Source organism: Colwellia sp. 20A7, from assembly GCF_009832865.1.
In the GTDB taxonomy this organism is placed as follows: domain Bacteria; phylum Pseudomonadota; class Gammaproteobacteria; order Enterobacterales; family Alteromonadaceae; genus Colwellia.
Genome location: NZ_CP047130.1, coordinates 3,423,317 through 3,447,970, shown reverse-complemented (window position 1 = coordinate 3,447,970; position 24,654 = coordinate 3,423,317). Strand labels below are relative to the sequence as shown.

Annotated in this window: 15 protein-coding genes; 8 read left to right on the top strand and 7 right to left on the bottom strand. The window is 36.1% G+C overall.

Features of this window, described 5'->3' with window-relative positions; genetic code table 11:
- Positions 1-97 precede the first annotated feature (97 nt).
- From GQS55_RS14825 to fldB, 4 genes are all read right to left on the bottom strand, one after another.
- Positions 98-1,168 (bottom strand): FecR family protein, encoded by a 1,071-nt coding sequence (locus tag GQS55_RS14825; protein WP_159821236.1) that lies wholly within the window; start codon positions 1,166-1,168, stop codon positions 98-100.
- 53 nt (positions 1,169-1,221) lie between these two features.
- Positions 1,222-1,791, bottom strand: a complete 570-nt coding sequence (locus GQS55_RS14820; protein WP_159821235.1) for an RNA polymerase sigma factor — start codon at positions 1,789-1,791, stop codon at positions 1,222-1,224.
- A gap of 142 nt (positions 1,792-1,933) precedes the next feature.
- Positions 1,934-3,181: an ATP-dependent RNA helicase SrmB gene (gene srmB, locus GQS55_RS14815; protein WP_159821234.1), complete on the bottom strand. Its 1,248-nt coding sequence runs from the start codon at positions 3,179-3,181 to the stop codon at positions 1,934-1,936.
- A gap of 110 nt (positions 3,182-3,291) precedes the next feature.
- A complete protein-coding gene (fldB, locus tag GQS55_RS14810; protein ID WP_159821233.1) occupies positions 3,292-3,807 on the bottom strand; it encodes a flavodoxin FldB in 516 nt (171 codons plus the stop codon).
- A gap of 252 nt (positions 3,808-4,059) precedes the next feature.
- Between fldB and dsbC the strand changes: the two genes are divergently transcribed.
- From dsbC to lysS, 4 genes are all read left to right on the top strand, one after another.
- Complete coding sequence (gene dsbC, locus GQS55_RS14805; RefSeq protein WP_236559655.1) at positions 4,060-4,863, top strand: bifunctional protein-disulfide isomerase/oxidoreductase DsbC; 804 nt, start codon at positions 4,060-4,062, stop codon at positions 4,861-4,863.
- Between the two features lie 36 nt (positions 4,864-4,899).
- The gene (gene recJ, locus GQS55_RS14800) at positions 4,900-6,669 is read left to right on the top strand and encodes a single-stranded-DNA-specific exonuclease RecJ (protein ID WP_159821232.1); all 1,770 of its coding nucleotides are present in this window, start codon (positions 4,900-4,902) and stop codon (positions 6,667-6,669) included.
- A 163-nt stretch (positions 6,670-6,832) separates the two neighbouring features.
- Positions 6,833-7,931 (top strand): peptide chain release factor 2 gene (gene prfB, locus GQS55_RS14795; protein WP_201294523.1). Its coding sequence is split into 2 segments (ribosomal slippage): positions 6,833-6,907 and positions 6,909-7,931, totalling 1,098 coding nucleotides; the frame shifts between segments, so codons are not numbered across the junction.
- Between the two features lie 62 nt (positions 7,932-7,993).
- Positions 7,994-9,589 carry a lysine--tRNA ligase gene (gene lysS, locus GQS55_RS14790; RefSeq protein ID WP_159821230.1) on the top strand — a complete coding sequence of 532 codons (1,596 nt, stop codon included), beginning with the start codon at positions 7,994-7,996 and terminating at the stop codon, positions 9,587-9,589.
- A gap of 59 nt (positions 9,590-9,648) precedes the next feature.
- Here lysS and GQS55_RS14785 read toward each other — a convergent pair whose 3' ends face one another.
- Positions 9,649-12,639: a ligand-binding sensor domain-containing protein gene (locus GQS55_RS14785; RefSeq protein ID WP_159821229.1), complete on the bottom strand. Its 2,991-nt coding sequence runs from the start codon at positions 12,637-12,639 to the stop codon at positions 9,649-9,651.
- A gap of 309 nt (positions 12,640-12,948) precedes the next feature.
- On the opposite strand from GQS55_RS14785, the gene GQS55_RS14780 reads away from it, so the two are divergent.
- Complete coding sequence (locus GQS55_RS14780; RefSeq protein ID WP_159821228.1) at positions 12,949-14,295, top strand: sodium-dependent transporter; 1,347 nt, start codon at positions 12,949-12,951, stop codon at positions 14,293-14,295.
- Positions 14,296-14,381: 86 nt separating this feature from the next.
- Here the strand turns inward: GQS55_RS14780 and GQS55_RS14775 are convergent, their stop codons facing one another.
- Complete coding sequence (locus GQS55_RS14775; RefSeq protein WP_159821227.1) at positions 14,382-15,092, bottom strand: TIGR01621 family pseudouridine synthase; 711 nt, start codon at positions 15,090-15,092, stop codon at positions 14,382-14,384.
- A 78-nt stretch (positions 15,093-15,170) separates the two neighbouring features.
- Between GQS55_RS14775 and GQS55_RS14770 the strand changes: the two genes are divergently transcribed.
- The 3 genes from GQS55_RS14770 (at position 15,171) to GQS55_RS14760 (ending at position 21,776) form a co-directional block, all read left to right on the top strand.
- Positions 15,171-18,059 (top strand): M16 family metallopeptidase, encoded by a 2,889-nt coding sequence (locus GQS55_RS14770; protein WP_236559654.1) that lies wholly within the window; start codon positions 15,171-15,173, stop codon positions 18,057-18,059.
- Positions 18,060-18,177: 118 nt separating this feature from the next.
- Positions 18,178-19,767 carry a glutamate--cysteine ligase gene (gene gshA, locus GQS55_RS14765; protein WP_159821226.1) on the top strand — a complete coding sequence of 530 codons (1,590 nt, stop codon included), beginning with the start codon at positions 18,178-18,180 and terminating at the stop codon, positions 19,765-19,767.
- A 995-nt stretch (positions 19,768-20,762) separates the two neighbouring features.
- Positions 20,763-21,776: an MBL fold metallo-hydrolase gene (locus tag GQS55_RS14760; protein ID WP_159821225.1), complete on the top strand. Its 1,014-nt coding sequence runs from the start codon at positions 20,763-20,765 to the stop codon at positions 21,774-21,776.
- A 192-nt stretch (positions 21,777-21,968) separates the two neighbouring features.
- Here GQS55_RS14760 and GQS55_RS14755 read toward each other — a convergent pair whose 3' ends face one another.
- On the bottom strand, positions 21,969-24,311 hold the full coding sequence (locus tag GQS55_RS14755) for a TonB-dependent receptor (RefSeq protein ID WP_159821224.1): 2,343 nt from the start codon (positions 24,309-24,311) through the stop codon (positions 21,969-21,971).
- Positions 24,312-24,654: the final 343 nt, after the last annotated feature.

The following is a 24,654-nucleotide window of genomic DNA, read 5'->3' as shown; positions in this document are numbered from 1 at the left end:
TAAATTAAGCTAAATGATGAGAAATAGCTAGTAAACAATAAGGGCATGTTTTGATAAAATGACAGGGAGGTTGATATTTAAATATTAAGCGGATGGATTATTCATTTAAGGCAAGTAAAATTGTACTATTAGCTGTTTTTGAATAACTAATGTTAAAATTACTTTTTAGTGAGGCTAATAAACCTTCTACATCGTTAGCTTTAAAGTACCCTGATACTTTAATGTTGGCAATTTTAGGGTCAGTTATTTTAAAATGAGTTTCAGTGTACCTACTTACTTCAGTTAGTGCATTGGATAACGGCTCACCATTAAAAATTAGCATACCTTGTTGCCAAGCTAAATCACGCTGTATTTGATCAAGTGATACTTGTTCAATAGGCATTTCAGACTGTTTTGTTATTGTCGCTTTTTCACCTGAATTGACAAGTATTCCAGGTAACTCTGTTTTATTTGTGTTTTCATCTGTTGTTAGTAAAGTATGCTTTATCACTTCAAGTGTTTCTGTTGCTTTAGTAATTAAAACTCTACCTTCAGTTACCATCAATTCAATATCACTATGACCATTTTTTTGTACATTAAATATAGTCCCTAATGCTGTGAATGATTTATCACCCGAGGTTACAGTGAAGGGACGTGATTTATCTTTAGCTATATCAAATCTTGCTTCCCCTTGCATTAATGTTAATTGGCGTGATGATGGTGTGTAAGACACATGAACAATCGTATTTGTATTTAATTGAATGTGAGTACCATCATTCATAGTAAAGCTATTCTGCTCACCTACATTGGTTTTTAAGATTTGTGTTTGTGTTAACGATTGCTCGTTTAACGAAGGAATGAAAGGTAAAAATGATTTATCAATAAAGGCATTGACTGAAAGTATAGACACAATAGCAACGCTGGCCGCTAATACGATAGCAGAGAAGTGATGACGAATTGTTTTAAGCTTATCTAATGGAAATAAATCACTTAACTCATTAAGAACAGAAACGTCATCCCAATATGAGGCCATATCTAATAACGCATTAAGGTGTGCAGTATTCTGCTCGCACCAAACAACTAATTCTTGTTGTTCAAATAGCGATAAGCCACGATCCATACGACTAATCCAAAGGCAAGCTTGTGCCTGAATGTCTTCTTTAGTGTGAAATTGACTTACATTGCTCATTACGTTACTCGATTATTCTTCGATATTTTTAGTTTATTGACTAGTGATAGTGGCTACATTCGTACTTTTGCTTTTTTAATATTTTTGATTACTAAAGTTTGACCGTCTTTATGATGAATTTGTTCCATATATTGAAAACTTTTTAATAAGCCTTTAGCTACATGCTTTTCAACGGTGCTTTCACTTAACTGTAGATATTGTGCTATTTCTTTTTGGCTAAGTCCGTATACTTTCTTTAAAATAAAACACTTACGTATAGATCCAGATAGCTGTTCAGTGGCTCGACAAAAAGATAAAAATCGTTCTTTAGACTCGTAGTCGTCTTCAAAGTGATTACTACTTAATTCTAGAGGTAGCTCAACAAAGCTCTCTATCGAGTCATTATATTTATTGTCCCATTTAGCATTATGATTATAGGCAATATTTTTAGCTGTTTTAAGCATATAACTACGAGCATATTTTATTTCTTGTTTCATATTTGCTTCGTAGCTGCGTACAAAGGTTTCTTGTACGATGTCATCAATATCGTCAGGCTTAACAATGCGACTAATAAAGGCCTTGATCGTTCTGCGATAACTGATAAAAGTGTCGGTAAGTTTATTTTTATTATCTTTTGGGTTCATTTTCAATCCCGATAAAGGCAATTACTTTTTAGACTGCTCGTAATGTGTTTATGTGATTCATTTCATCTAGTTATTGTTTATATTAAAATGAATCACGCATAGGTTACGTTACAAAAGGCTTAACATTTATTAGCGCATAAGTTTATGATTTACTTTTTTTGACTTTTGTCTTGATCTGTTTTTTAGCTTTAGCTTTTTTCTGAGAAGTAGTGCGTTTCACTTTTGCTTTTTTGCTAGCAACCTTAGCCTCTTTATTTTTAGGGCGAAGTTCACTAATAACTCTTCGTTGAAGACGTTCATTTTGATAACGCTCAATTTTTCCAATAACGCCCATATCATGGGCCTCTATCAATGAAATAGCAGTACCTTTTGAACCCGCTCTACCTGTACGACCAATGCGATGGACATAAATATCGACCTGGCGTGGCATATCAAAATTAATGACATGAGTTATATCATCAATATCTAATCCACGAGCTGCAACGTCTGTTGCTACTAGTACTTTAACTTCACCATTTTTAAAGCGTTCAATTGCTTGGTTGCGTTTATCTTGTGGCATTTTGCCTTCAAGCCAAACACAAGGTAATTCTTCAGCATATAATTTGCCTGAAAGATACTGAACCGTTTCTCGTTTATTAGCAAAAACAACGGTGCGATTCACGCCTTCTTGTTTCAAGGTATTAACCAATAAATCTAATTTATGGGTTGCACTATCCGCCAGATGTAACCACTGGTGTATTTTAGCTTTTTCTTTACGTGAAGGTGTCGCTTCTAAAAATTCAGGCTCTGTTAATACTTCTTTCGCAAAACGAATAACACCCGTACTTTCCAATGTTGCTGAGAAAAGCATGGTTTGTTTACGCCAACGAGCTTCACCTACTATACGATTAATCGCTTCACTAAAGCCTAGATCTAGCATGCGATCAGCTTCATCAAGTACTAATATTTCTATTTCTCGAGCATCAAACTGCTCGTTTTCTATGTATTCTAATAACCGTCCTGGTGTCGCAACTAAAATATCCGTAGTGCTGTTTAAAATATCATTATGGCTGCCATAATTTACACCACCGGTAATTACACCCGTTTTTATTTTAGATAACTTAGTAAGGTTTTCACTATCTTCACCTATTTGAATCGCTAATTCGCGTGTAGGTGTTAATATTAATACACGAGGGAAACCCGGTTTAGTGCGAGGGTAATCAAGTAGATGTTGAGCAATAGGAAGCAAAAATGCAGCGGTTTTACCTGTTCCTGTTGGTGCAGAGGCAAGTATATCTTTACCTGTCATTGCTTTTGGAATTACTAATTCCTGAATAGAAGTAGGCTTTTTGTAACCTAATGCTTTCACATTGGCTAATAATTCTGAATCGAGATCAAATTGCTCAAACATAAATGATTTTTCACTAATTTTAGATGGATATTACTATTGCGTTATTATAGTGCTTTTCGTGTTGCCTGTAACTACTTTATCTTGATAGCAATAACCATCTATTTTAAAAATCAGCTTTCGCTATATTCTTCTAAAACTTGTTCGCACCATTGTTGAATTCTGTTTTCACTGAGTTCATATTGATTATCTTCATCAAGTGCTAAACCAACAAAGTGTTGATTATCTTCTGTGAGTGCCTTTGACGCTGAAAATTCATACCCTTGATTGGGCCAATAACCTATTAATATCGCACCTTGTGCTAATACTTGCTCATGTAACATTCCAAGGGCATCTTGAAACCAATCAGTATAGCCAATTTGATCACCCATACCATACAAAGCAACGACTTTGCCTGTTAAGTCAATATCATTAATATCTAACCAAATAGATTCCCAGTCTTCTTGAAGTTCACCGTAATCCCATGTGGAAATACCCAATATAATAAAGTTGTAATCAAGACAGTTTGCTAGTGGAATATCTTTAATGTTATGTAACTCAACTAAATCAGCGCCTATGGTTTCTTGAATTTTTTCAGCTGCTATTTCGGTATAACATGTACTTGAGCCATAGAATAAGCCAATTTTCATATTAGTTTGCCTAAAGTGTAAGAATAGATGTAATACTAAATGAAGTAGTTTATTAATTATTTCATTTGGTATAAATTGCCATGATCTTAACAAAAGCATTTAGTACAATTCAATTTATTGTTTGCAAAGTTACATTATCAGCTGTAATTTCTTTGGCAACAACGCGGTCTGCTTATCTGCATAGTATTAAGTGAGTAATGAGTTACGTCACTTAGTTTCATTATTAATCGAAGTAAATTTAGGAAATAAAGTATGTTTAAAAAGTTATTCATTATTGGTGGTGTAGTTACTGCAGTTGCAGTTAGTTTTTTTTCGGTCAATCAAATGGCCGTAGCAAATAATGCATCAGAATCAAATGTTGCAGTAAAAAATATTGAATCAACCCAAGCAGAATTAAATGTCGACATGCTTAAAGCAAAAATCAAAGCAAAGTTGGGTTTAACTATTAATAAAGTTGAAAAAACGCCTGTACCAGGTATCGCTTTGCTTATGAGTGATCAAGGTGTATTTTATTCTAGTTACGATGGTAATTACTTTATTCAAGGTAAAGTTTACAGTTTAGTTTCTAAAGTAACGGACTTATCTGAAGCGAGTTTAGCTAAAGTTCGCCTTGATGGCGTTGAACAATTTAAAGATGACATGATTGTTTTTAAAGCAAAAGATGAAAAGTATGTTGTATCGGCCTTTACTGATATTAGCTGTGGTTATTGTCGTAAAATGCACAAACAAATGGCTGAATATAACGATCTTGGTATCACTTTTCGTTATTTAGCTTTTCCTCGCGCGGGAATTAAAGATCAAGCTGGAAACTATTCTCAAGGGTTTAAAGACTTACGTTCGGTATGGTGTAATGAAGATCCAAAAGCGGCAATGACTCGTGGGAAAAATACCGGTAGTGTCGCTTATCGCGTTTGTGAAAAACCTATTGAAGAACAGTTGAACTTTGGTCGTCAAATTGGCGTTAATGGTACACCAGCATTAGTTTTATCAAATGGTATGCTAGTACCAGGTTACCAAGAGCCAAAACAATTATTAAAATTATTGGAAAGTATATAATTTAAATTTTAGATAAACAATTAAGACATATAAAGTATGAAAAAAATAATTCGCCGCGAGCACTTTAGTGACGATCACCTTCCTAATAGCTTGCCGCCTATTATTAAACAAATATATGCTTGTCGAGGTGTTCAAACAGCAAAACAATTAGATTTAAAAGTAGCTAATTTACAAGGGTTGAGTGTTGTTGAAGGGACTAGCTACGCCCTAAAAGGGTTAGACGATGCTAGTGAGCTGCTCTATCAGGCATTACTTGATAAAACTAATATTGTTATTGTTGGTGATTTTGATGCCGATGGAGCAACGAGTACAGCGTTAATGATGGTTGCGTTATCTTCCATGGGGAGCAGTAATCATTCATTTTTAGTGCCTAATCGATTTGAATATGGTTATGGATTAACGCCTGAAATAGTTGATATAGCTGCTAATCAGGGGGCAGAAATGTTAGTGACCGTTGATAATGGCATCAGCTGTGTTGCCGGTGTTAATCGTGCAAAAGAGCTTGGCTTACAAGTGATTGTTACGGATCACCATTTACCTGGACATGAACTACCAAATGCCGATGCTATTGTTAATCCCAATCAACCCCATTGCCCATTCCCAAGTAAATCACTTGCTGGCGTAGGTGTCGCTTTCTACGTAATGCTGGCATTACGCAGTTATCTGCGTGAAAAAAACTATTTTGCAAATCAAAATATTAATGAACCCAATATTGCTCAATTACTCGATTTAGTTGCTTTAGGTACTGTCGCTGATGTTGTTTCACTTGATGGAAATAATAGAATTTTAGTAGAACAAGGCCTAAAACGTATACGCGCAGGGCAAACACGTCCTGGTATTCAAGCATTAATTGAAATTGCCAATAAAAACCAACAGCGTTTAGTTGCGTCAGATTTTGGTTTTGCGCTAGGGCCAAGAATAAACGCAGCGGGTCGCTTAGATGATATGTCTTATGGGATTAATTGCTTACTCGCTCCTGATTTAATCAGTGCTAGAGCAATGGCTGTAGAGTTAGATGACCTAAATAAAGCACGAAGAGAAATAGAACAAGGTATGCAGTTAGAAGCTGAAAGCGTTTTTAAATCATTAAGCTTTGACGAACATAACTTACCCAGTGCGATAGCACTGTATCAACAAGACTGGCATCAAGGTGTTATTGGTATTGTTGCTGGACGCTTAAAAGAAAAATATCACCGTCCTTGTATTGTCTTTGCAACAGGCAGAGAAGATGAACAACTCCAACCAAGCCTCCAAGAGATTAAGGGCTCAGCTCGTTCTATCCCTGGCTTGCATATACGTGATTTATTAGAGCATATAGATAGTCAAAATCCGGGATTAATTATAAAGTTTGGTGGCCATGCGATGGCAGCCGGATTGTCAATTACCTTGCAAAACTTTGATAAATTTCAAAACGTTTTTAACGAGTTAGCAAGTCAGTGGCTCAAAGCTGAAGATCTACAAAGTATCATTTTATCTGATGGTGAGTTAGACACTAATCACATCACGTTAACCTTTGCTGAACAGCTCAGAGAAGCAGGTCCATGGGGACAGAACTTTCCTGAGCCTTTGTTCGACGGTATATTTACTTTAGTACAACAGCGTATTGTCGGTGAAAAGCACCTTAAATTAGTGCTAGAAAAAGCCGGCATAATCATTGATGGGATCGCCTTTAATGTTGATATTAAAGCGTGGCCAAATAACCAAGCAAAGCAAGTGCATTTAGCTTATCGATTAGATGTTAATGAGTTTCGCGGTAAACGAACAGTACAGTTGATGATAGAAAACCTCACAGTTGCCAAGACCTAGTCATTAATTGCTCTAACGTAAAGTCGAGAAATCACTGCTTCTTAGTCGTTTATTTACTCATATTTTTGCGCTATAATACGCCACTATTTTTTGCTGTTTAGCTCGTTATTACCAGCTGTATGTTAATGCTGATTTTAGCTTGAAGGATTCTGTTCGAAGACTTATGTTTGAAGTTAACCCAATAATAAATAAATTAAAAGAAATCCGTGAACGTGCTGACCTACTTCGGGGGTACCTTTGACTACGATGTTAAAGCTGAGCGCCTAGTTGAAGTTTCACGAGAATTAGAATTACCTGATGTTTGGAATGAGCCTGAGCGGGCACAAGCGTTAGGTAAAGAACGTAGCTCTCTAGAAGAGGTGGTTAATACCATTGTTGAATTAGAAACGGGTTGTGATGATATAGAGGGTTTACTTGAACTCGCTATTGAAGAAGAAGATCAAGAAACTTTTGATGATGCTCAAGACGAAGCTGATACGCTAGATACTATTTTACAAAAGCTAGAGTTCCGCCGTATGTTTTGTGGCGAACAAGATGCTAATAACTGCTACTTAGATATTCAATCTGGCTCTGGCGGTACAGAAGCGCAAGATTGGGCTGAAATGCTAATGCGAATGTATTTGCGTTGGGGCGAAGCGCATGGTTATAAAACCGAAGCGATTGAAGTGACTGGTGGTGATGTTGCTGGTATTAAAGGTTGTACTATTAAATACACCGGTGAATACGCTTTTGGTTGGTTGCGCACAGAAACGGGTGTACATCGCTTAGTTCGAAAATCACCATTTGATTCATCAGGGCGACGTCATACTTCATTTGCTTCAGCGTTTATTTATCCTGAAATAGATGACAATATTGAAATTGATATTAACCCTGCCGACTTACGTATTGATACCTTTCGTGCTTCTGGCGCAGGTGGTCAGCATGTAAACAAAACAGATTCAGCTATTCGTATTACTCATGAACCAACAGGTGCTGTGGTTGCGTGTCAGGCCGATCGTTCTCAACATAAGAACCGTGCCACTGCGATGAAGCTGCTTAAAGCTAAGTTGTATGAAATGGAAATGCAAAAGCAAAATGAAGGCAAACAAGAGTTAGAAGATGGTAAGTCAGATATAGGTTGGGGTAGTCAAATTCGCTCTTACGTATTAGATGATAGCCGTATTAAAGATTTAAGAACGGGTGTTGAGAATAGAAACACCCAGGCCGTTTTAGATGGTGATTTAGACAAATTCTTAGAAGCCAGTTTGAAGTCTGGTTTGTAGAATTAAGCTTAAAATAATCCATTCAACACATTGAAAAACTAAAGATAACTTTGAGAAACAAAATGACAGATAAAGCTACTAAAGCCAGCCAAGCAAATAATGCACCCGCAGCACAAGACGAAAATAAACTCATTGCTGAGCGTCGTGTTAAGCTTGAAAAAATTCGCTCTAATTGTTCAGCAAATGGTTTTCCTAACGATTTTAATCGTGAGCATTTAGCTGCAGATATTCAAGCTGAACACGGTGAAAAAACGAAAGAAGAACTTGAAGCACTACAGGTTACTTATGCTATTGCTGGTCGAGTAATGGCAAAACGCGGACCATTTCTAGTAATACAAGATTCGTCAGGTCGTATTCAAGGTTACTCTGAAAAAACAGTACAAAAAGAAATTAGAGAAAAATGGGGTTCGTTAGATATTGGCGATATCGTTGGTATTAAAGGTATTTTACATAAGTCAGGTAAAGGTGATCTTTACGTGAATATGGACGAATATTCATTGTTAACTAAATCACTACGCCCATTGCCAGAAAAATTCCACGGTTTATCTGATCAAGAAATGAAATATCGTCAGCGTTACGTTGATTTAATTATCAATGAAGATACGCGTAATACTTTTAAAATTCGTTCAAAAATTGTTGCCGGTATCCGTAACTTTTTAACGCAACGTGATTTTATGGAAGTTGAAACGCCAATGTTACAAATTATCCCCGGCGGCGCAACAGCTAAACCATTTATGACACATCATAATACCTTTGATTTGGATATGTACTTACGTATAGCGCCAGAGCTTAACTTAAAGCGTCTAGTCGTTGGTGGTTTTGACCGTGTATTCGAAATCAATCGTAGTTTCCGCAATGAAGGTATTTCAACGCGTCATAATCCAGAATTCACCATGATTGAATTCTACCAAGCGTATGCTGATTACCATGATTTAATGAACACAACTGAAGAAATGTTACGTACTATTGCACAAGATGTATTAGGTACTACCACTATTCGTAATACGGTTAAAAACAATGATGGCGAAGTAGTAGAAGAAAAATTCTATGACCTAGGTAAGCCGTTTGCACGTTTATCAATGGTTGATGCTATTTTACAATATGGCAAAGATCATCGTGGTGCTGAAGCACTTGATGAAGCGGTGTTACGCGATCCAGAAAACAATTTTGATGCAATTAAAGCCATGGCGAAAGCAGTTGGTGTTAAAGAAAGTAGCGCATCGAAAGTGTGGGGTCCAGGTAAATACATCTGTGAAATTTTTGAAGAAGTGGCTGAGCATTTATTAGATCAACCAACATTTATCACAGAATACCCATGGGAAGTTTCACCACTTGCTCGTCGTAATGATGAAAACCCATTCATCACTGATCGTTTTGAGTTCTTTGTTGGTGGACGTGAACTAGCGAATGGTTTCTCAGAGCTTAATGATGCTGAAGATCAAGCTGAACGTTTCCAAAAACAAGTAACAGAAAAAGATGCGGGTGATGATGAAGCGATGCATTACGATGCTGACTATATCAATGCTTTAGAATACGGTTTACCGCCAACAGCAGGTGAAGGTATTGGTATTGATCGTTTAGTGATGTTATTTACTGACTCTCCAACGATTAAAGACGTGATTTTGTTCCCGCACATGCGCCCAGAAACAGAATCGTAATCGCCTTTATGTAATCAGTGACGATATTAAAATTTTTAATATCGTCACTTTACTTCCAACTAGCTATCACTTCCTCTTGATTTTGCCCTAATCACCTTAGTAATCCGTTTATTTACCTTTTTATTATTATCGCTGTCTTCACGTTGGTAAATTCTTACTTGGTTACGACCATTATGTTTAGCAAAATATAACGCCTGATCTGCATGATTAAGCATTTTATCGTATTCGATGACTTCATTATTATCAGTTAAACCGACACTTATTGTTATCTTAAGGTTATCTGCGATACTTGAAAAGTCATAATTCTTTATTGATACTCTAAGCAAGTCACAAAAATCATAAGATTTTTCCACATCACTGTTAATCAGTAATGTGAATTCTTCACCTCCCCAGCGTGCTAATTTTACTTGGGTTATACTACTTTGAATAACATCTTGTAAAATATCAGCAATTTTCTTAATTACTTGGTCGCCAATAAGATGTGAGTACTCATCATTAACATTTTTGAAATGATCAATGTCTAATATTGCTACTGTTAATGGTTGCTGCTTTAACTTTGCTTTTTCAAAGTCATTATTACACCATTCATCAAAGGCGCGACGGTTGAATAAACCCGTGAGTTGATCATGATTGGCTTGATAAGAAAATAACTCTGCCTGCTTTTGTATTTCAAGTGTTTGCTGCGCAATAAGTTTTGTTAATTGTACTTGGCTTCGTTTGATCGTGATAATACGATATCGATAAAGCATATATAAGGCAAAGCAAATAAGGATGATGATAAATAATCTAAAAGAGGTTGTTTGCCAGTAAAGCGGTGTAACAGTGAAATTAATAGTCGCTAAATTCTCTTGCCATTGACCACTCGGATACTTTGCTCGCATTTTAAAGGTATAGTCACCTGGCTCTAAATTAGTAAATTCGATGAATGTTTTATTATTTTTATTCTGCCATGCTTTATCAAAGCCAACCAACTGTGTTTGATATTCAATGTGTTTAGACATTAAATAGCCTAAACCAACATAGTGAATTGTGATGCGAGATGCGCCTTTAGGCAATATTACGGTGGATTGCATCGGATAAGACTTTCCGTCTGCTTCAAATTGCTCTATAACCACTGGAATTATTTTTTCAGCCGAACGCTTTAATCTTTCATGGTTAATGTTACTAACGCCTTTAGAGGTAGCAACCCAAATACTGCCATCTTTATGAAGCGTGGCTGCAGGTGTAGAGCCCCCATTAGCTTGCGAACTCAGTAGACCAACACCCTCCGAAAATAATTTAAAATCGACAGTCTTACTCTTTCCTTGAATAACGTTATCAATTTCTTCTCTGGTAATACTAATAATACCGCGGTTACTGGTTAACCAAAACATATTGATATCATCGATAACGATCTGAAATATTTTATCTACAGGTAAACCATTTTCTTTATTTATGGCCTTCATCTCATTAGTTGTTAAATTAATATTAATAAGGCCTCTATCTGTCGCCATCCACAGGGTATTCTTTTCAATATAAAAGCCAAAAGCATATTCCGCATCAAACTTATCATTTAGCCTGTAGGTTTGTATTGCTCCTTTATTATATGAAGCAATACCGTCACCGGTGCCAATCCATACTTTGCCAAATTCATCTTCGGCAAGGGTCATAATGAAACTCGCAGGTAGACCACTTTGTTTGTTAAAAATTTCTAATGTATTATCAGGTGATATTTTTGCTAAGCCAGAAGCTGTTCCTACCCAAAGGTTATTAGCTGAATCAACTAAAATACTCCTAACCTCATTGCTTGGTAGGCCATCTTCGACTGTAAATAACTTTTCAAGTCCATTACTGGTTGTGGTGAATACTCCTTGATTATAGGTTCCCACTAACACTTGTTGTTTTGGTGTTTCTGCTAAACTCAATACTGAAAGGTTCTTGTGGGAGTTAGTTACTTCAATGGACGTAACGTTATTATTAACAATCTTATTTAAGCCCTTGCTGTTGCCAACCCATATACTGCCATCAGAATGAGATAAAACAGCACGTATATAGTTACCAGATAAGCCTTGCTTAGTGGTTAATGTAATAAAAGGTGCTTCTCTTAAGCGAAATAAACCACTACTTGTACCAACCCAAATGCTTTGTTCTTTATCTTGGTAGAGTGCGGATATCCTATTATTAGGTAAACCACTTTGATCATTTAATTGCTCTAATTTATTTTTATGGAGCCTAAAAATTCCGTGATTATCGGTACCAAGCCAAATATTATTTGCATTGTCTTGTAGTAAACTACTAATTCTTTCATTAGCGAGCTGTGGGTGTAATAGCTCAAACATACCATCTACTTTTTTATAAGCACCTTGTTTGGTACCAACGATTAATATATTGTCATGGGTTAAAATAAGATCTTCGATAGGAGAGTTTGGTAAACCATATTCTTTATCAAAAGAACGAACGATAGTTTTATTTTTTACTGAAAATAAGCCTTTATTCGTTGCTACCCAAATAGTGCCTTCCTTATCTTCTACTAATTTATAAGCACGTATATTGTTAATAATAACCATATCTTGCTGAGAATTTTTATTCCGGTAAATAACGCCTTTTCCTTCTAAGGCTAACCAGATATTGTCATCTTTATCGTAAATGGCATGGTTAATCATCGTGCTTGCTAAAGAGCCTGATGTCCATTCGTTATTATAACGCTCTGATAAACCACCGCGTGCGCCTGCAACTAATAACTTACCTTCTGTGGTAGACGTTAAGCTTTTAACCGAAGAGTCAGGCAATCCTATTTTTGAACCACGGGTAAATACTTTAAATTCTCTACCATTAAATCGAGCTAAACCTTCCCAAGTTGCTATCCATAGATAGCCATCAGTAGTTTGAGATATTGCGTTAACTCCATTGTGAGGGAGTCCATCATGTGTGTTCCATGTTTGGGTAAAATAATCGGCTAAAGGAAGTGTTTTTTCAAAGGTATGGTTCTCAGTCGCTGATAAATGAATAGATGTAGCTGAAATACAGAATATAAAAAGGAAAAACTTAATCACGGTTGAGAAATATTTCAAAACAGGAGTCCTGCCATAGTAAATAATTTGCTTAATTAATATTCTAGCAATGTTCTAGACATTTTGGTGATTTATTTAACGGTTGATAAATTAGTTGGTTGTTGAGTCATTGATATAACTTCATAGTTACATTGATGAAAAAAACTATATATTATAAGACTACCTTTATTGGTCGCTTTTAAGTAGATTATGTAATTACGTACAATTAGTACCAAAATATGAAATAAATGTCTTTGTAGAAGAAAATAAATTGCAGAAAAATATAAATGAGAGTTAATAAATGAGAATAATAAAAAATGAGAGTTAGTAATGGATAAATTAAGAGGTGGTTTTAGCTCACGACTAGGCTTTATCTTAGCTGCTGCAGGATCTGCTGTAGGACTAGGTAACATCTGGGGATTTCCAACACAAACAGCAAGTAATGGCGGCGCAGCTTTCGTTTTAGTGTATTTAGTTTTAGCCTTTTGCTTAGCCTATCCTGCATTTATGGCCGAGTTATTAATTGGCCGCTATGGTCAAGCTAATGCTGTTACGTCTATGCAAAAAATGTCTCGTACTCTATGGCAAAAACGTTTTGCGTTTATTGTTGGTTTTGGCGGTATTATCTGTGCTGCGCTTATTCTTAGTTTTTATGGCATTCTTGCCGGTTGGATGATGTCGTATGCGATAGAGCCAATTACATCAGTGTTAGGTTTTAACGAAACATCAAGTTGGCTAACATCACAATCAATGATGCGTAATTTAATATTTACTGGTTTGTTTATGCTACTTACGGTGGCCATTATCAGCCGCGGTGTTGAAGATGGCATCGAAAAGTGGTCAAAAAGATTAATGCCGATGCTTATTGGATTACTTATTCTATTAATTATTTATGTTTTTACTTTAGAAGGCGCAGAAGAGGGCTTTGCTGCTTATTTAAAGCCTGATATTTCGCGAGTTTTTGAGCCTGACTTGCTAATTAGCGCACTTGGCCAAGCTTTCTTCTCTTTATCGCTAGGAACGAGTGTCATGATTATTTATGGCTCTTATATTTCTAAAACAGAGAACCTAGTCTCGCTTGGAGCGCAAGTAACGTTAATTGATGTTTCCATCGCCTTTCTTGCGGGTCTGTTAATTATTCCTTCTATGTATGTCGCACAATATCAAGGTGTGGCTATTTTTAGTGACGACGGAAGTTTAATTTCGGGTCCTAATTTAGTGTTCGATGTGTTGCCTACATTATTCAATAGTATGGGCAGTATTGGTTTATTTGTTGCTCTTGGCTTTTTTGTGTTAATGACTATTGCAGCGTTAACATCTTCTATTTCAATGCTAGAAGGACCAGTATCTTTTGCTGTTGAACGTCACAATGTTGAACGTAAAAAAGCAACAGTATTAGTAGGGTTAGGCATATTTATACTAAGTACAATCATCATATTAAATTTTGATGAGCTTTTTGGCTTAGTTATTTCTCTTTCAACCGTTTACGGGCAGCCATTAATTGCTATGTTGTGTTGTGTTTTTGTTGGTTGGATTTGGCAACGTAGTCAAATACTGAAAGAACTAAAGCAGGGGGACGACATGGTTGAGCATAGCTTCTTTTGGAAAATTTGGCCGTGGTATACTAAATTTGTTTGTCCAAGTGCTATTGCTATCGTATTTTTTCACTCTTTATAAATAGATATATTATAGGCAACTCCCGCCATACCTTGTTACTGCATATTGTTGCTAGATTAGGTATGGCGTAAATTATGTTTTCTAGGTTACAGCTTCGGCCAATTTAATAACCATGGCTTATTTAGCTGCTCTATTCTGTCAGTAAAACAGTCTGATTGAAAAAAAGCTCCTTCATCAGGTGGCAAAATAAACTCATAAGATTCACCTAAAAATTCAAACCGTAAAGCATAAGCGTGAAGATAACCTCTATCAACAAGTGGCTTTGAAGTAATGTTTGAGTTTGAAGCGTATAACGGATCACCAATAATTGGAGCACCAATGCTACTTAACGCGACTCGTAGCTGATGTGTTTTACCTGAATGAGGTTTTAGTAAATACAGCCGCTGCTTGTTTTCCATACTATAAGAAAAAAACTGTGTAATCGCAGGGTTTTCCATCGTTCGCATAAGCTTAAACATGCCTCTGCGACTTTTTGCCATATCTCCTTTTATCAGCCCCTGTTTTTTAGTTGGTTTCGTATCGCTAATAGCAAGGTAATACTTTTCTACTTGATGTTTTTCAAATAACTCGCCAAAGATTTTTGCACTGATACTATTCTTTGCAAACACCAGTAAACCCGAAGTCATCTTATCTAACCGATGGACAGGGTAGAGCTCTTGGCAGTTACCTTCGCTGAGGATATATTCTTTTACTTTTGAGAATAGTCCGGAACCAGGTGTGCCTTCATCATGAAAATTCACGTCTGCATTTTTTGCTATAACAACAAAATCATTGGTTTGTGAAATAACTTTAAACATTTTATCAGTCTACTTGTTGGTATTATTTGCTATGATAATTCAATCAATCTATTTTTACTCTCAATATCGGATGTTATTTTGAAAAATACGTTTTATTTTATCTCTAAAATTAGTGCTGTTGCCGTTGCTAGTGCTTTACTCTTTGCTTGTACGAATCAAGGAAGTTCCCAGCAAAATTCATCTAATATCAGTGCAGAAGTCAGCTTGCCTGTAGGTGTTAAGTTAGTTGAGAATGTTGTAGCTACCGATGAACGTTTAGTTATACCTTTTAAAAAGTATAAGTTAGATAATGGCTTAACCGTTATTTTACACCAAGATGACTCAGATCCTTTGGTTCACGTTGATGTTACATATCATGTTGGTTCAGCAAGAGAACAGCTTGGAAAATCAGGCTTTGCTCACTTTTTTGAACATATGATGTTCCAAGGCTCAAAAAATGTTGCTGATGAGCAGCATTTTAAAATTGTTACGCAAAGTGGTGGTAGCTTAAACGGAACAACCAATTCTGATAGAACAAATTATTACGAAACAGTGCCAAAAAACCAATTAGAAAAAATGCTTTGGCTTGAATCAGACCGTATGGGGTTTTTATTAGAAACTATTACCGAAGAGAAGTTTGAAATTCAACGTGCAACCGTTAAAAATGAACGTGGACAAAATGTAGATAACCGTCCTTATGGTCGATTGAATGAAACAGTAAATCAAATGATGTACCCAAGAGAGCATCCGTATTCTTGGCCGGTAATTGGTTATTTACCTGATCTTGATAGAGGAACGGTTACTGACTTAAAAGAATTCTTTAGTCGCTGGTATGGTCCAAACAATGCCGTGTTAACTATTGGTGGTGATATAGATGAAACGCAAACTCTTGCTTGGATTAACAAATACTTTGGTGACTTAAAAACTGGTCCACAAGTAGATAATATGCCTAAAGAGCTAACTACTTTAGCTGAAGACCGTTATTACTCATTCAGTGATAATGTCTCTCTACCATTACTATACATCAGTTTCCCAACAGTTTATGGCATGCATAAAGATGAAGCAGCCTTAGATGTTTTTGCAAATATTATAGGTAATGGACCAACCTCGTTACTTTATAAGAATTTAGTTAAATCAGGTATTGCAGTACAAGCGGGCGCAAATCATCCTTGTAAGGAATTATCTTGTCAAATGAGCTTCTTTGCTTTGCCAAATCCTCAGCAAGGCATGGCATTGGCTAACATTGAGCAAGTAATTAACGACACGTTACTTGAGTTTGAAGAACGTGGTGTTAACGATGAAGACTTACTTAAAACGAAAGTAAGTATTGAAACTAGCACTATTTATGGCTTACAAAGTGTTTCAGGCAAAGTGTCAACTTTAGCGCATTATGAAACAGTTTTAGGTAATGCTGATTATTCTGAACAGCAAGTTGCCCGTTATAATAAAGTCACTAAAGCTGATGTTATGCGTGTTTATCAAACCTATATTAAGGATAAAGGCGCAGCAATATTATCTATTTACCCTAACGAACAAAAAGAGTTAATTGCTAAAGCTGATAACTTTGTTTTACCTGATATCAATACGCCGCCAGAACTTGCACCAATTGATACACCTATCATGAGCAATAACAGCACCTTTGACCGTACCGTTATGCCTAAGTCGGGCACTAATCCACAAATTGAAGTACCGACATTGTGGCGTGATAGTTTTGATAATGGCATACAAATTATCGCAACAGAGAATAACGAAACGCCAACGGTAAGTTTGCTACTAAGCATAGAAGGCGGACCTTTGCTTGACCCTATAGAAAAAGCAGGTCTTGCTTCACTAACTGCGGGCTTAATGAATGAAGGCACTACTAATTATAGTAAAGAAGAGCTTTCTAACGAACTCGCTAAACTAGGTAGCGATATTTCAGTCAGTGCATCGGGAAGAAATACGACGATTAGAGTTAATTCTTTGGTAAAAAATCTTGATGCAACCATACTATTAATGGTTGATATGATGAGAAATCCTGCCTTTGAAGAGAGTGATTTTGACCGAGTTAAAAATCAATTAATTCAAGGGTTAGAACAAGGTAATAAAGATGCTCGCAACTTAGCAAGCAAAGCATCTAAGTTGGTAACTTATGGCGAAAATAACCGTATAGGCTTATCAAATGAAGGTATCATAAGCACAGTTTCTGGTATTACTTTGGCTGATGTTAAAGGTTTCTACCAACAATATTTTTCACCTAAGCAGGCGAGTTTGGTTATTGTTGGTGATATAAGTAAAAAAGAAATACTTCCTAAACTGGGTTATTTAAAATCATGGAAGGGGGCTGATTATACTATTCCTTCATACGAATCATTCCCAACAATAACGCCGAGTAAAATTTACTTTGTTGACTTACCTGGCGCTAGTCAGTCAGTTATCAGCTATAGCCGTAGAGCAATGACTTATGATGCGACAGGAGATCACTTTAAAGCGACGTTAATGAATTACCCTTTAGGCAACGCATTTAATAGTCGTATTAATTTAAACTTACGTGAAGACAAAGGCTATACCTACGGTGCATCAAGTTACTTTACGGCAGGAAAAACGTTAGGGTTATTTAGTGCAGGCGCTAGTGTTAAAAAAGAACATACCTTTGATGCTATGGTTGAAATTGAGAAAGAATTAGCTGATTATCAAGAGAATGGGTTAACAAGTGAAGAAGTTAACTTCATGCGCCAAGCTATCTCACAAAATGAAGCGTTAAGCTACGAAACACCAGGAAAGAAAAGTGGCTTTTTAAGACAATTACTACAATTTAACTTACCTGAGAACTATAGCGAACAGCAAAATAAAATTATTAATACTATTACACTTAAAGAGTTGAACGAGATTGCTGCAAAAGAATTGAGTCAACCGATGCAATGGATTGTTGTTGGGGACGGTCAAGTCATTAGATCGCAATTAGAAAAAATGAATTTAGACATTGTAGAACTACAATTGGCTAACTAAAACCTTTAAAGGTTTAATAGATTAGCTAAAATCTATTATTAACTTGAAAAACAATAAAAACACCTTATTTATATAACATTAAATAAGGTGAATTTATTTACCATCGTTAGGAATTATTTTGACATTATCTTTGAACGACTATATTAACGTTTTCAATCAAAACGGAAACTTTAAAACACTTGCCGATATCGGGCGTGGTATTGAACGTGAAGCATTAAGAGTATTGCCTGAAGGAAAATTGTCTGAACATGGTCACTATAGTGAGCTAGGATCTGCATTAACACATGGTGAAATAACCACTGATTATTCAGAAACCTTGTTAGAGTTTATTACGCCAGTAAGTCACTCGCCAGAAATGGCTATTGCCCAATTACAAGATATTCAAAAATACACCTTTGCTAATATTGATGGTGAATTATTGTGGCCAATGAGCATGCCTTGTTTTGTTGATGACGCTAATAAAGTGCCATTGGCACGATATGGTGATTCTAATATTGGCAAAATGAAAACGGTTTATCGTCAAGGTTTAAAAAACCGATACGGCTCTATGATGCAAGTGATTGCCGGTATTCATTTTAACGTGTCATTTTCAGAGGGGTTCTGGAAAGTTATTCGTACTGCTCAAGATAGAAATGAAAATATACCAATGAAAGATTTTATTTCAGAGCAATACTTTTCTATTTTAAGAAACTATAAACGTTATTGTTGGTTAATTCCTTATTTGTACGGTTCTTCACCAGCCATTTGTGAATCTTTTTTACAAGGAAAAACGCCACAGCTACCCTTTAAAAAAACGTCAAGTGGTGCTCTGTATTTAGAACATGCAACATCGTTGCGAATGAGTGATTTAGGGTACACAAGCAGTGAACAATCTAGTTTGCAAATTTGTTATAACGATCTACATGATTATGTTGATGGCGTACAAAATGCTATTGGATTAAAGTCAGAAGAGTTTGCCAAAATTGGCGTAAAAATTAATGGCGAATATCAGCAGCTTAATAGTAATATATTACAAATTGAAAACGAATTATATGCGCCAATTCGTCCTAAACAAATAATAGCTCCAGGAGAGAAACCTTCCCAAGCACTTCGCGAACGCGGAGTAGAGTATATTGAAGTTAGAGCGCTTGATGTAAACCCATTTGTTGATACAGGGATTAGTCTTGAGCAAATACACTTTTTAGACATTTTTATTACTTATTGTGCTTTTATTGAAAATAATAAATTTGATTGTGATTCTCAGAAGCATTATGAAAATAATATGAATGATGTGGTATTGAAAGGTCGTGATCCAACATTAATGCTATCAGATCAAGATTGTGCTGGCGAAGTACACTTAAAATCTATTGCAACGTGGGGTAATGAACTCTTTGACGATATGGCTAAGGTGGCATTGTTGCTAGACAACGCTTATCAAACAACGCAATATTCAGAGTCTATCGCCAGAGAGAGAGCAAAAATCAATGATGCGACATTAACGCCTTCAGCCAAAATTTTATCTATCATGGTAGAGGGGGAGCAATGTCTTACTGAATATTCATTAACATTGGCTGCTAAATACCGTGAGGAAACAATTGCTCGCGATTATCAATTCTATTCACAACAGTATTTTATTGATGGCGCAACTGAATCTCACAAGAAACAACGCGCTATTGAAGAAAGTGATACTTTAAATTTCGATGACTTTCTCGTTAATTACTTTAAATAAGCGCTTTGAATAAGTAACGTCACTTAATACTCATAAGTCAATTATCTAACAAAAGCGTACTAGCAATAGTACGCTTTTTTCTTACCTAAATATCAATCTCTGATCTGCAGGCGAAAAAAATGCATCTATAAGAATAGATGCATAAAAATATGAAACTTATCTAATAGAGAGAGGGAAATAACATTAGTGTTATTTTTACCTAAATATTGTCACTGATCTGCAGGCAAAAAAAATGCATCTATAAGAATAGATGCATAAAAATATGAAACTTATCTAATAGAGAGAGGGAAATAACATTAGTGTTATTTTTACCTAAATATTGTCACTGATCTGCAGGTAAAAAAATGCATCTATAAGAATAGATGCATAAAAACATGAAACACTAAGGGAATAACATTACTATTAAATAAGAGTCAATTTTTGCGATATAGTTCATTTTATTTTGTAGAAAGATGAAGTTTATTTAAAAAGATCAGAAATAACATTAATCACTATTCATCTATGAATATAGTCACTGATCTGCAGGCAAAAAAAATGCATCTATAAAAATAGATGCATAAAAACATGAAACACTAATAAAACATTAAGGGAAATAACATTACTGTTAAATAAGAGTCGATTCTTGCGATATAGTTCAATTTATTTTGTGAAAAGATGGTGTTTATTTAAAAAGGACATAAATAAACTTCACGGCTATTTTGACCTAAATATTGTCACTGCTCTGCAGGAAAAAAATATATTTATAAGAATAGATGTATAAAGACATGAAACTTATCTAATAGAGATCAGGGAAATAACCTCTCATATATTAATAGTATACTTGCATTGATTAGCTCTATTTTTTCAGAAAAAGTAATCGTAAAGTTAATTTTCTGTTTCTCTGTCGTTCAGCTTAATGATGATGGAATATAACGAAGAGCAATAGAATAACTTGCATAATATCAAATGTTTGAAATAATAAAATTCTTGCAAAGTCATTCGGTTCAAAAACCTTTATGTATAACATTATAAAATCATTCGTTTTACTATTTATCACCTGTTGTTCTTTTCATTTATTCGCTACAGAGCTTGATACCGAAAGGGCACCCGTTTTTGAGCTTGTTGTACTGGGGGATTCCGGTGGTGGACGAGATGGTAATTTAAGTGCTTTTTTACTTCGAGATTTAACCGACGATAAATATGTTGCGCTTGATGCAGGGACTTTATTAAACGGTATTGAGGAGTCGCTACAACAAAACGCCTTTAGCGCTCTTAAAATTGATACTGAAAAAAAATTAACACCGAGTATTAATATTTTACGCAATCATATTGCAGGATATTTGATAAGTCATGGACATTTAGATCATATTGCAGGCTTGTTGGTAGTCTCTCCCGATGATAATGCTAAGCCTATATACGCATTACCGTCGGTTAACAAAGCAATCATTAGCTCTTACTTTAATTGGCAAGCGTGGCCTAATTTTTCTAATCGAGGTAACCCACCTAGCTTAAACAAATATCAAATGGTCGACTTACCTCTAACAACAAACGTTGAGATAGCAGGTACATCATTAAAAGTTAGCGCCTTTAGCTTAAGTCATCCAGTTGAGTCTACTGCATTCGTTATCGAAAATGACAAAGATATTATGGTGTATTTTGGCGATACTGGGCCAGACGAGCTAGAAAAAGAAAATAAAATAGAAAAAGTATGGCAGTATCTTGCAGAGCAAGTTAAGTCTAAAAATTTGCGTGGAATTGTAATAGAAGCATCTTTTCCTGATAACCACCCTGACAAATACCTTTATGGACATTTAACCCCTAAATGGTTAACGAAAGAGTTAATGAGCTTGTCTTCTTTACTTGATGAGCTTGCAATATTAAAATGTACAAAAGTGATTGTTAGTCATGTAAAGAGTAGTACATTAAAAGGTGTCGATGCGAGTGCAGTGGTTCAAAGCCAATTACAGCAACATAATAAATTAGGTTTACATTTTGTAATGGCAAAGCAAGGGCATAAGGTTTTGCTGTAAGCAAAGTGTATTCTAATAAGTCTAAACCTAAACCTAAACCTAAACCTAAACTTAACGGCAGGTACTAATCGCTAGCGTTGCTAACATGAGGAAGTTATTGATAAAGCGAAACGGTATTCCATCTCGCTTTCATGAACAAAGTAATGAATCATTCCTTGATTCATTACTTAATTAATTCCTTGCAAACGTACTTTAGAAGTTCATTAAAAAGTTTACGCCAAACGTACGTGGTGACCCTTTTAATAACGTGTCTGGTGTTAAACCTGATGTTGGAAAATAGCCTACGTTGTAGTCTTTATCCGCTAAGTTTCTAACCCATAATGCTACTTCCCAATCTTCAGTTTCTAAAGCCATACGTGCATTAGTTACCACATAAGATTCAACTAAGTCATTGTTAGCAATTGTCTGGAAGTGTTCACCTGTGCTACTTGCATCAAGTTGAGTACGTAAGGTAAATTGCTCGTTTAGTACTAAGGCATAGATCGCTGCTACGTTCCATGAAACATCAGGAGAGAAAGGTAAATCATTCCCTTCTATTGCAGAATCTTCACCTTGGAAGTTATTAATTTCAGATGAAATAAAAGAGCCTGCAGCTCTAAGATCTAATCCTTCAAAAGGTGTTAAGGTAAAGGCGATTTCGGCACCTTTAATCGTTGCATCAGACACGTTTGCACGCACATTAGTGCTTGCGCCAGCAACCACTAACTGAGCTGTTGATTGATAGTCTTCAAAATCATAATAAAACAAGTTTGCTTCAGCAGAAAAAAGTCCGTCTTTCGTGCGGTATTTAGACCCAACTTCATATGCAACTAAGGTTTCTGAATCAATTGGTAGCGCTTCTTCAGGCGTTAATATCGTTGAGCCATCAAAACCACCGGCTTTATAACCCGTGCTAACGGTAGCATAAAGTCGCAACTCTTTCGTTGGTGAGAATATACTGCTTAGCTTCCATGTTACTTTACTATCATCAAGTGATTGATCAAATAATAACGGCGAGTTAGGATCAATAGGAACGCCAATATAAACATCACCCGCTGGGAAGAATGTTGATGCTGTGCCATAAACACCATAAGGGTCAAGGTTTTGAGTTTGTCCTTTAAAAGTAACGTCGTCTGACGAATAACGTATACCCGCTTCTAAGGTAAACCAATTTACTGGTGACCAATCTGAGGAAGCAAAAATACCTAAAGACTCACGCTCTTGTATATAATCGGTTTGCACATCAGTTTGCCATAAACCAGAATTCAAGAAACGTAAGTTAGTGCCAAAATCAATTTCATCTTGTAGCGCGAAAGCACCGACCAACCAACCAATGTTGTTGTCGTATGTACCGGCAAGTCTGGTTTCAACAGTAAACTGCGTAAACTCATTTTTAAATAAATAATCAGCAACCGAAAATGGTAAGTTGTCAGCGGTTTCATAGTTACGATCAAGCGTTTCGTAACCTAAAATAACCGTTCCTGTAGTGCCAGAGTCAAAATTATGGTCAACTTGTATATTTAGACCTACTTGCTCAGAATCTAATTCAGGCAACACATTTGAATAAACAGTGAAAGGGTCGTTATCAAGTGCGTTAGCAAATTCGATTAAGGCAGGATCTTGTGGGTTAAGGAAAAAAGCGTCTGATAGACTATACTCAGCCCAATTATCAGCAGTAACATCAGGAATAGCTAACTCACTTTTATCTTGACCAAAAGTAAGTCTTGTTGTGACTATGGTTTCAACCGATGCTTCCCACTCTACCGTAATACGAGCAGATTGCTTATCGGCTCCGCCCCAACTTCCTTGAGCAGCTACATTTTCTTGGGCGGCAATAGTACCTGGCGCATAAGAAAAATCAGTTCCTGGGCCAGTACCTAAATGTTCGTAAAAACCATCCGATGTTTCAAACATACCTGCGACTCTAACAAGTAGCACATCTGAAATTGGAATATCAACAGCGCCTTCACCACGATAGCTACCAAAGTTACCTATATCTAAATCAAGGTAACCACCAAAATCAACGCCTGGACGTTTACTGATAATGTTCACCGCACCTGCGGTTGCATTACGACCATATAAGGTACCTTGTGGTCCTTTTAATACTTCAACTCTGTCAATATCAAAGTACTGACCATTTAATAATCCGTTTGTGCCCTGATAAATACCATTGACGTGAATAGCGGCAGAGGCTGAGCCATTAGGATTGAAATCATCGTCACCAACGCCTCGAATAGTAATTCTAGGTGATGAAGCGCCGGCGTAAGTTTCACTGTAAACTACGCCCGGTGTATTGAGGGCTAAAGATTCTGCATCACCAGTACCATTCGCTCTAAGTTGTTTTCTATTTAGTACATTGACAACGCCTGGAATATCTTGAATAGACTCTGTTTTCTTACGTGCGGTTACCGTAATAACTTCTAAATTTTCAGCTGTTTCATTTTGTGCAAAAGCAGATACACTTGTTAAACCTGAAGTCGCAATAAATGCTCCACTAACTGCTAACGCAATCGTTTTTTTCATGAAAATTTCACTTGGTATTTTATGGTTTGCCATGGTCGGTCCTGTATAAAGGGGGTTGGTAGAGTTTTCTACCGCTAATTATATAGCTTAAGTAAATGTAATATAGATAAAAAATATAGATTTCTTGCAGTTTACCTAACGATTATTACAATTATTAGATTAAAGGGCATAGCGTCCCTTATTTTTCGTGATAACAATATGTTAGGGGCGTGACAGTGGGTATAATTAGTTGTTATTGAAGCGGTTACTCAAGTTGCTGCTTCATAAAGTAACAAGTAACGTTTTTGTCGCCATATTGATTAAGGCTATGAGGTTAATGCAGATACTTCGCTTACTTTGCTAACTTTATTTTGATAATTGTAGTTTAATAGCTTGC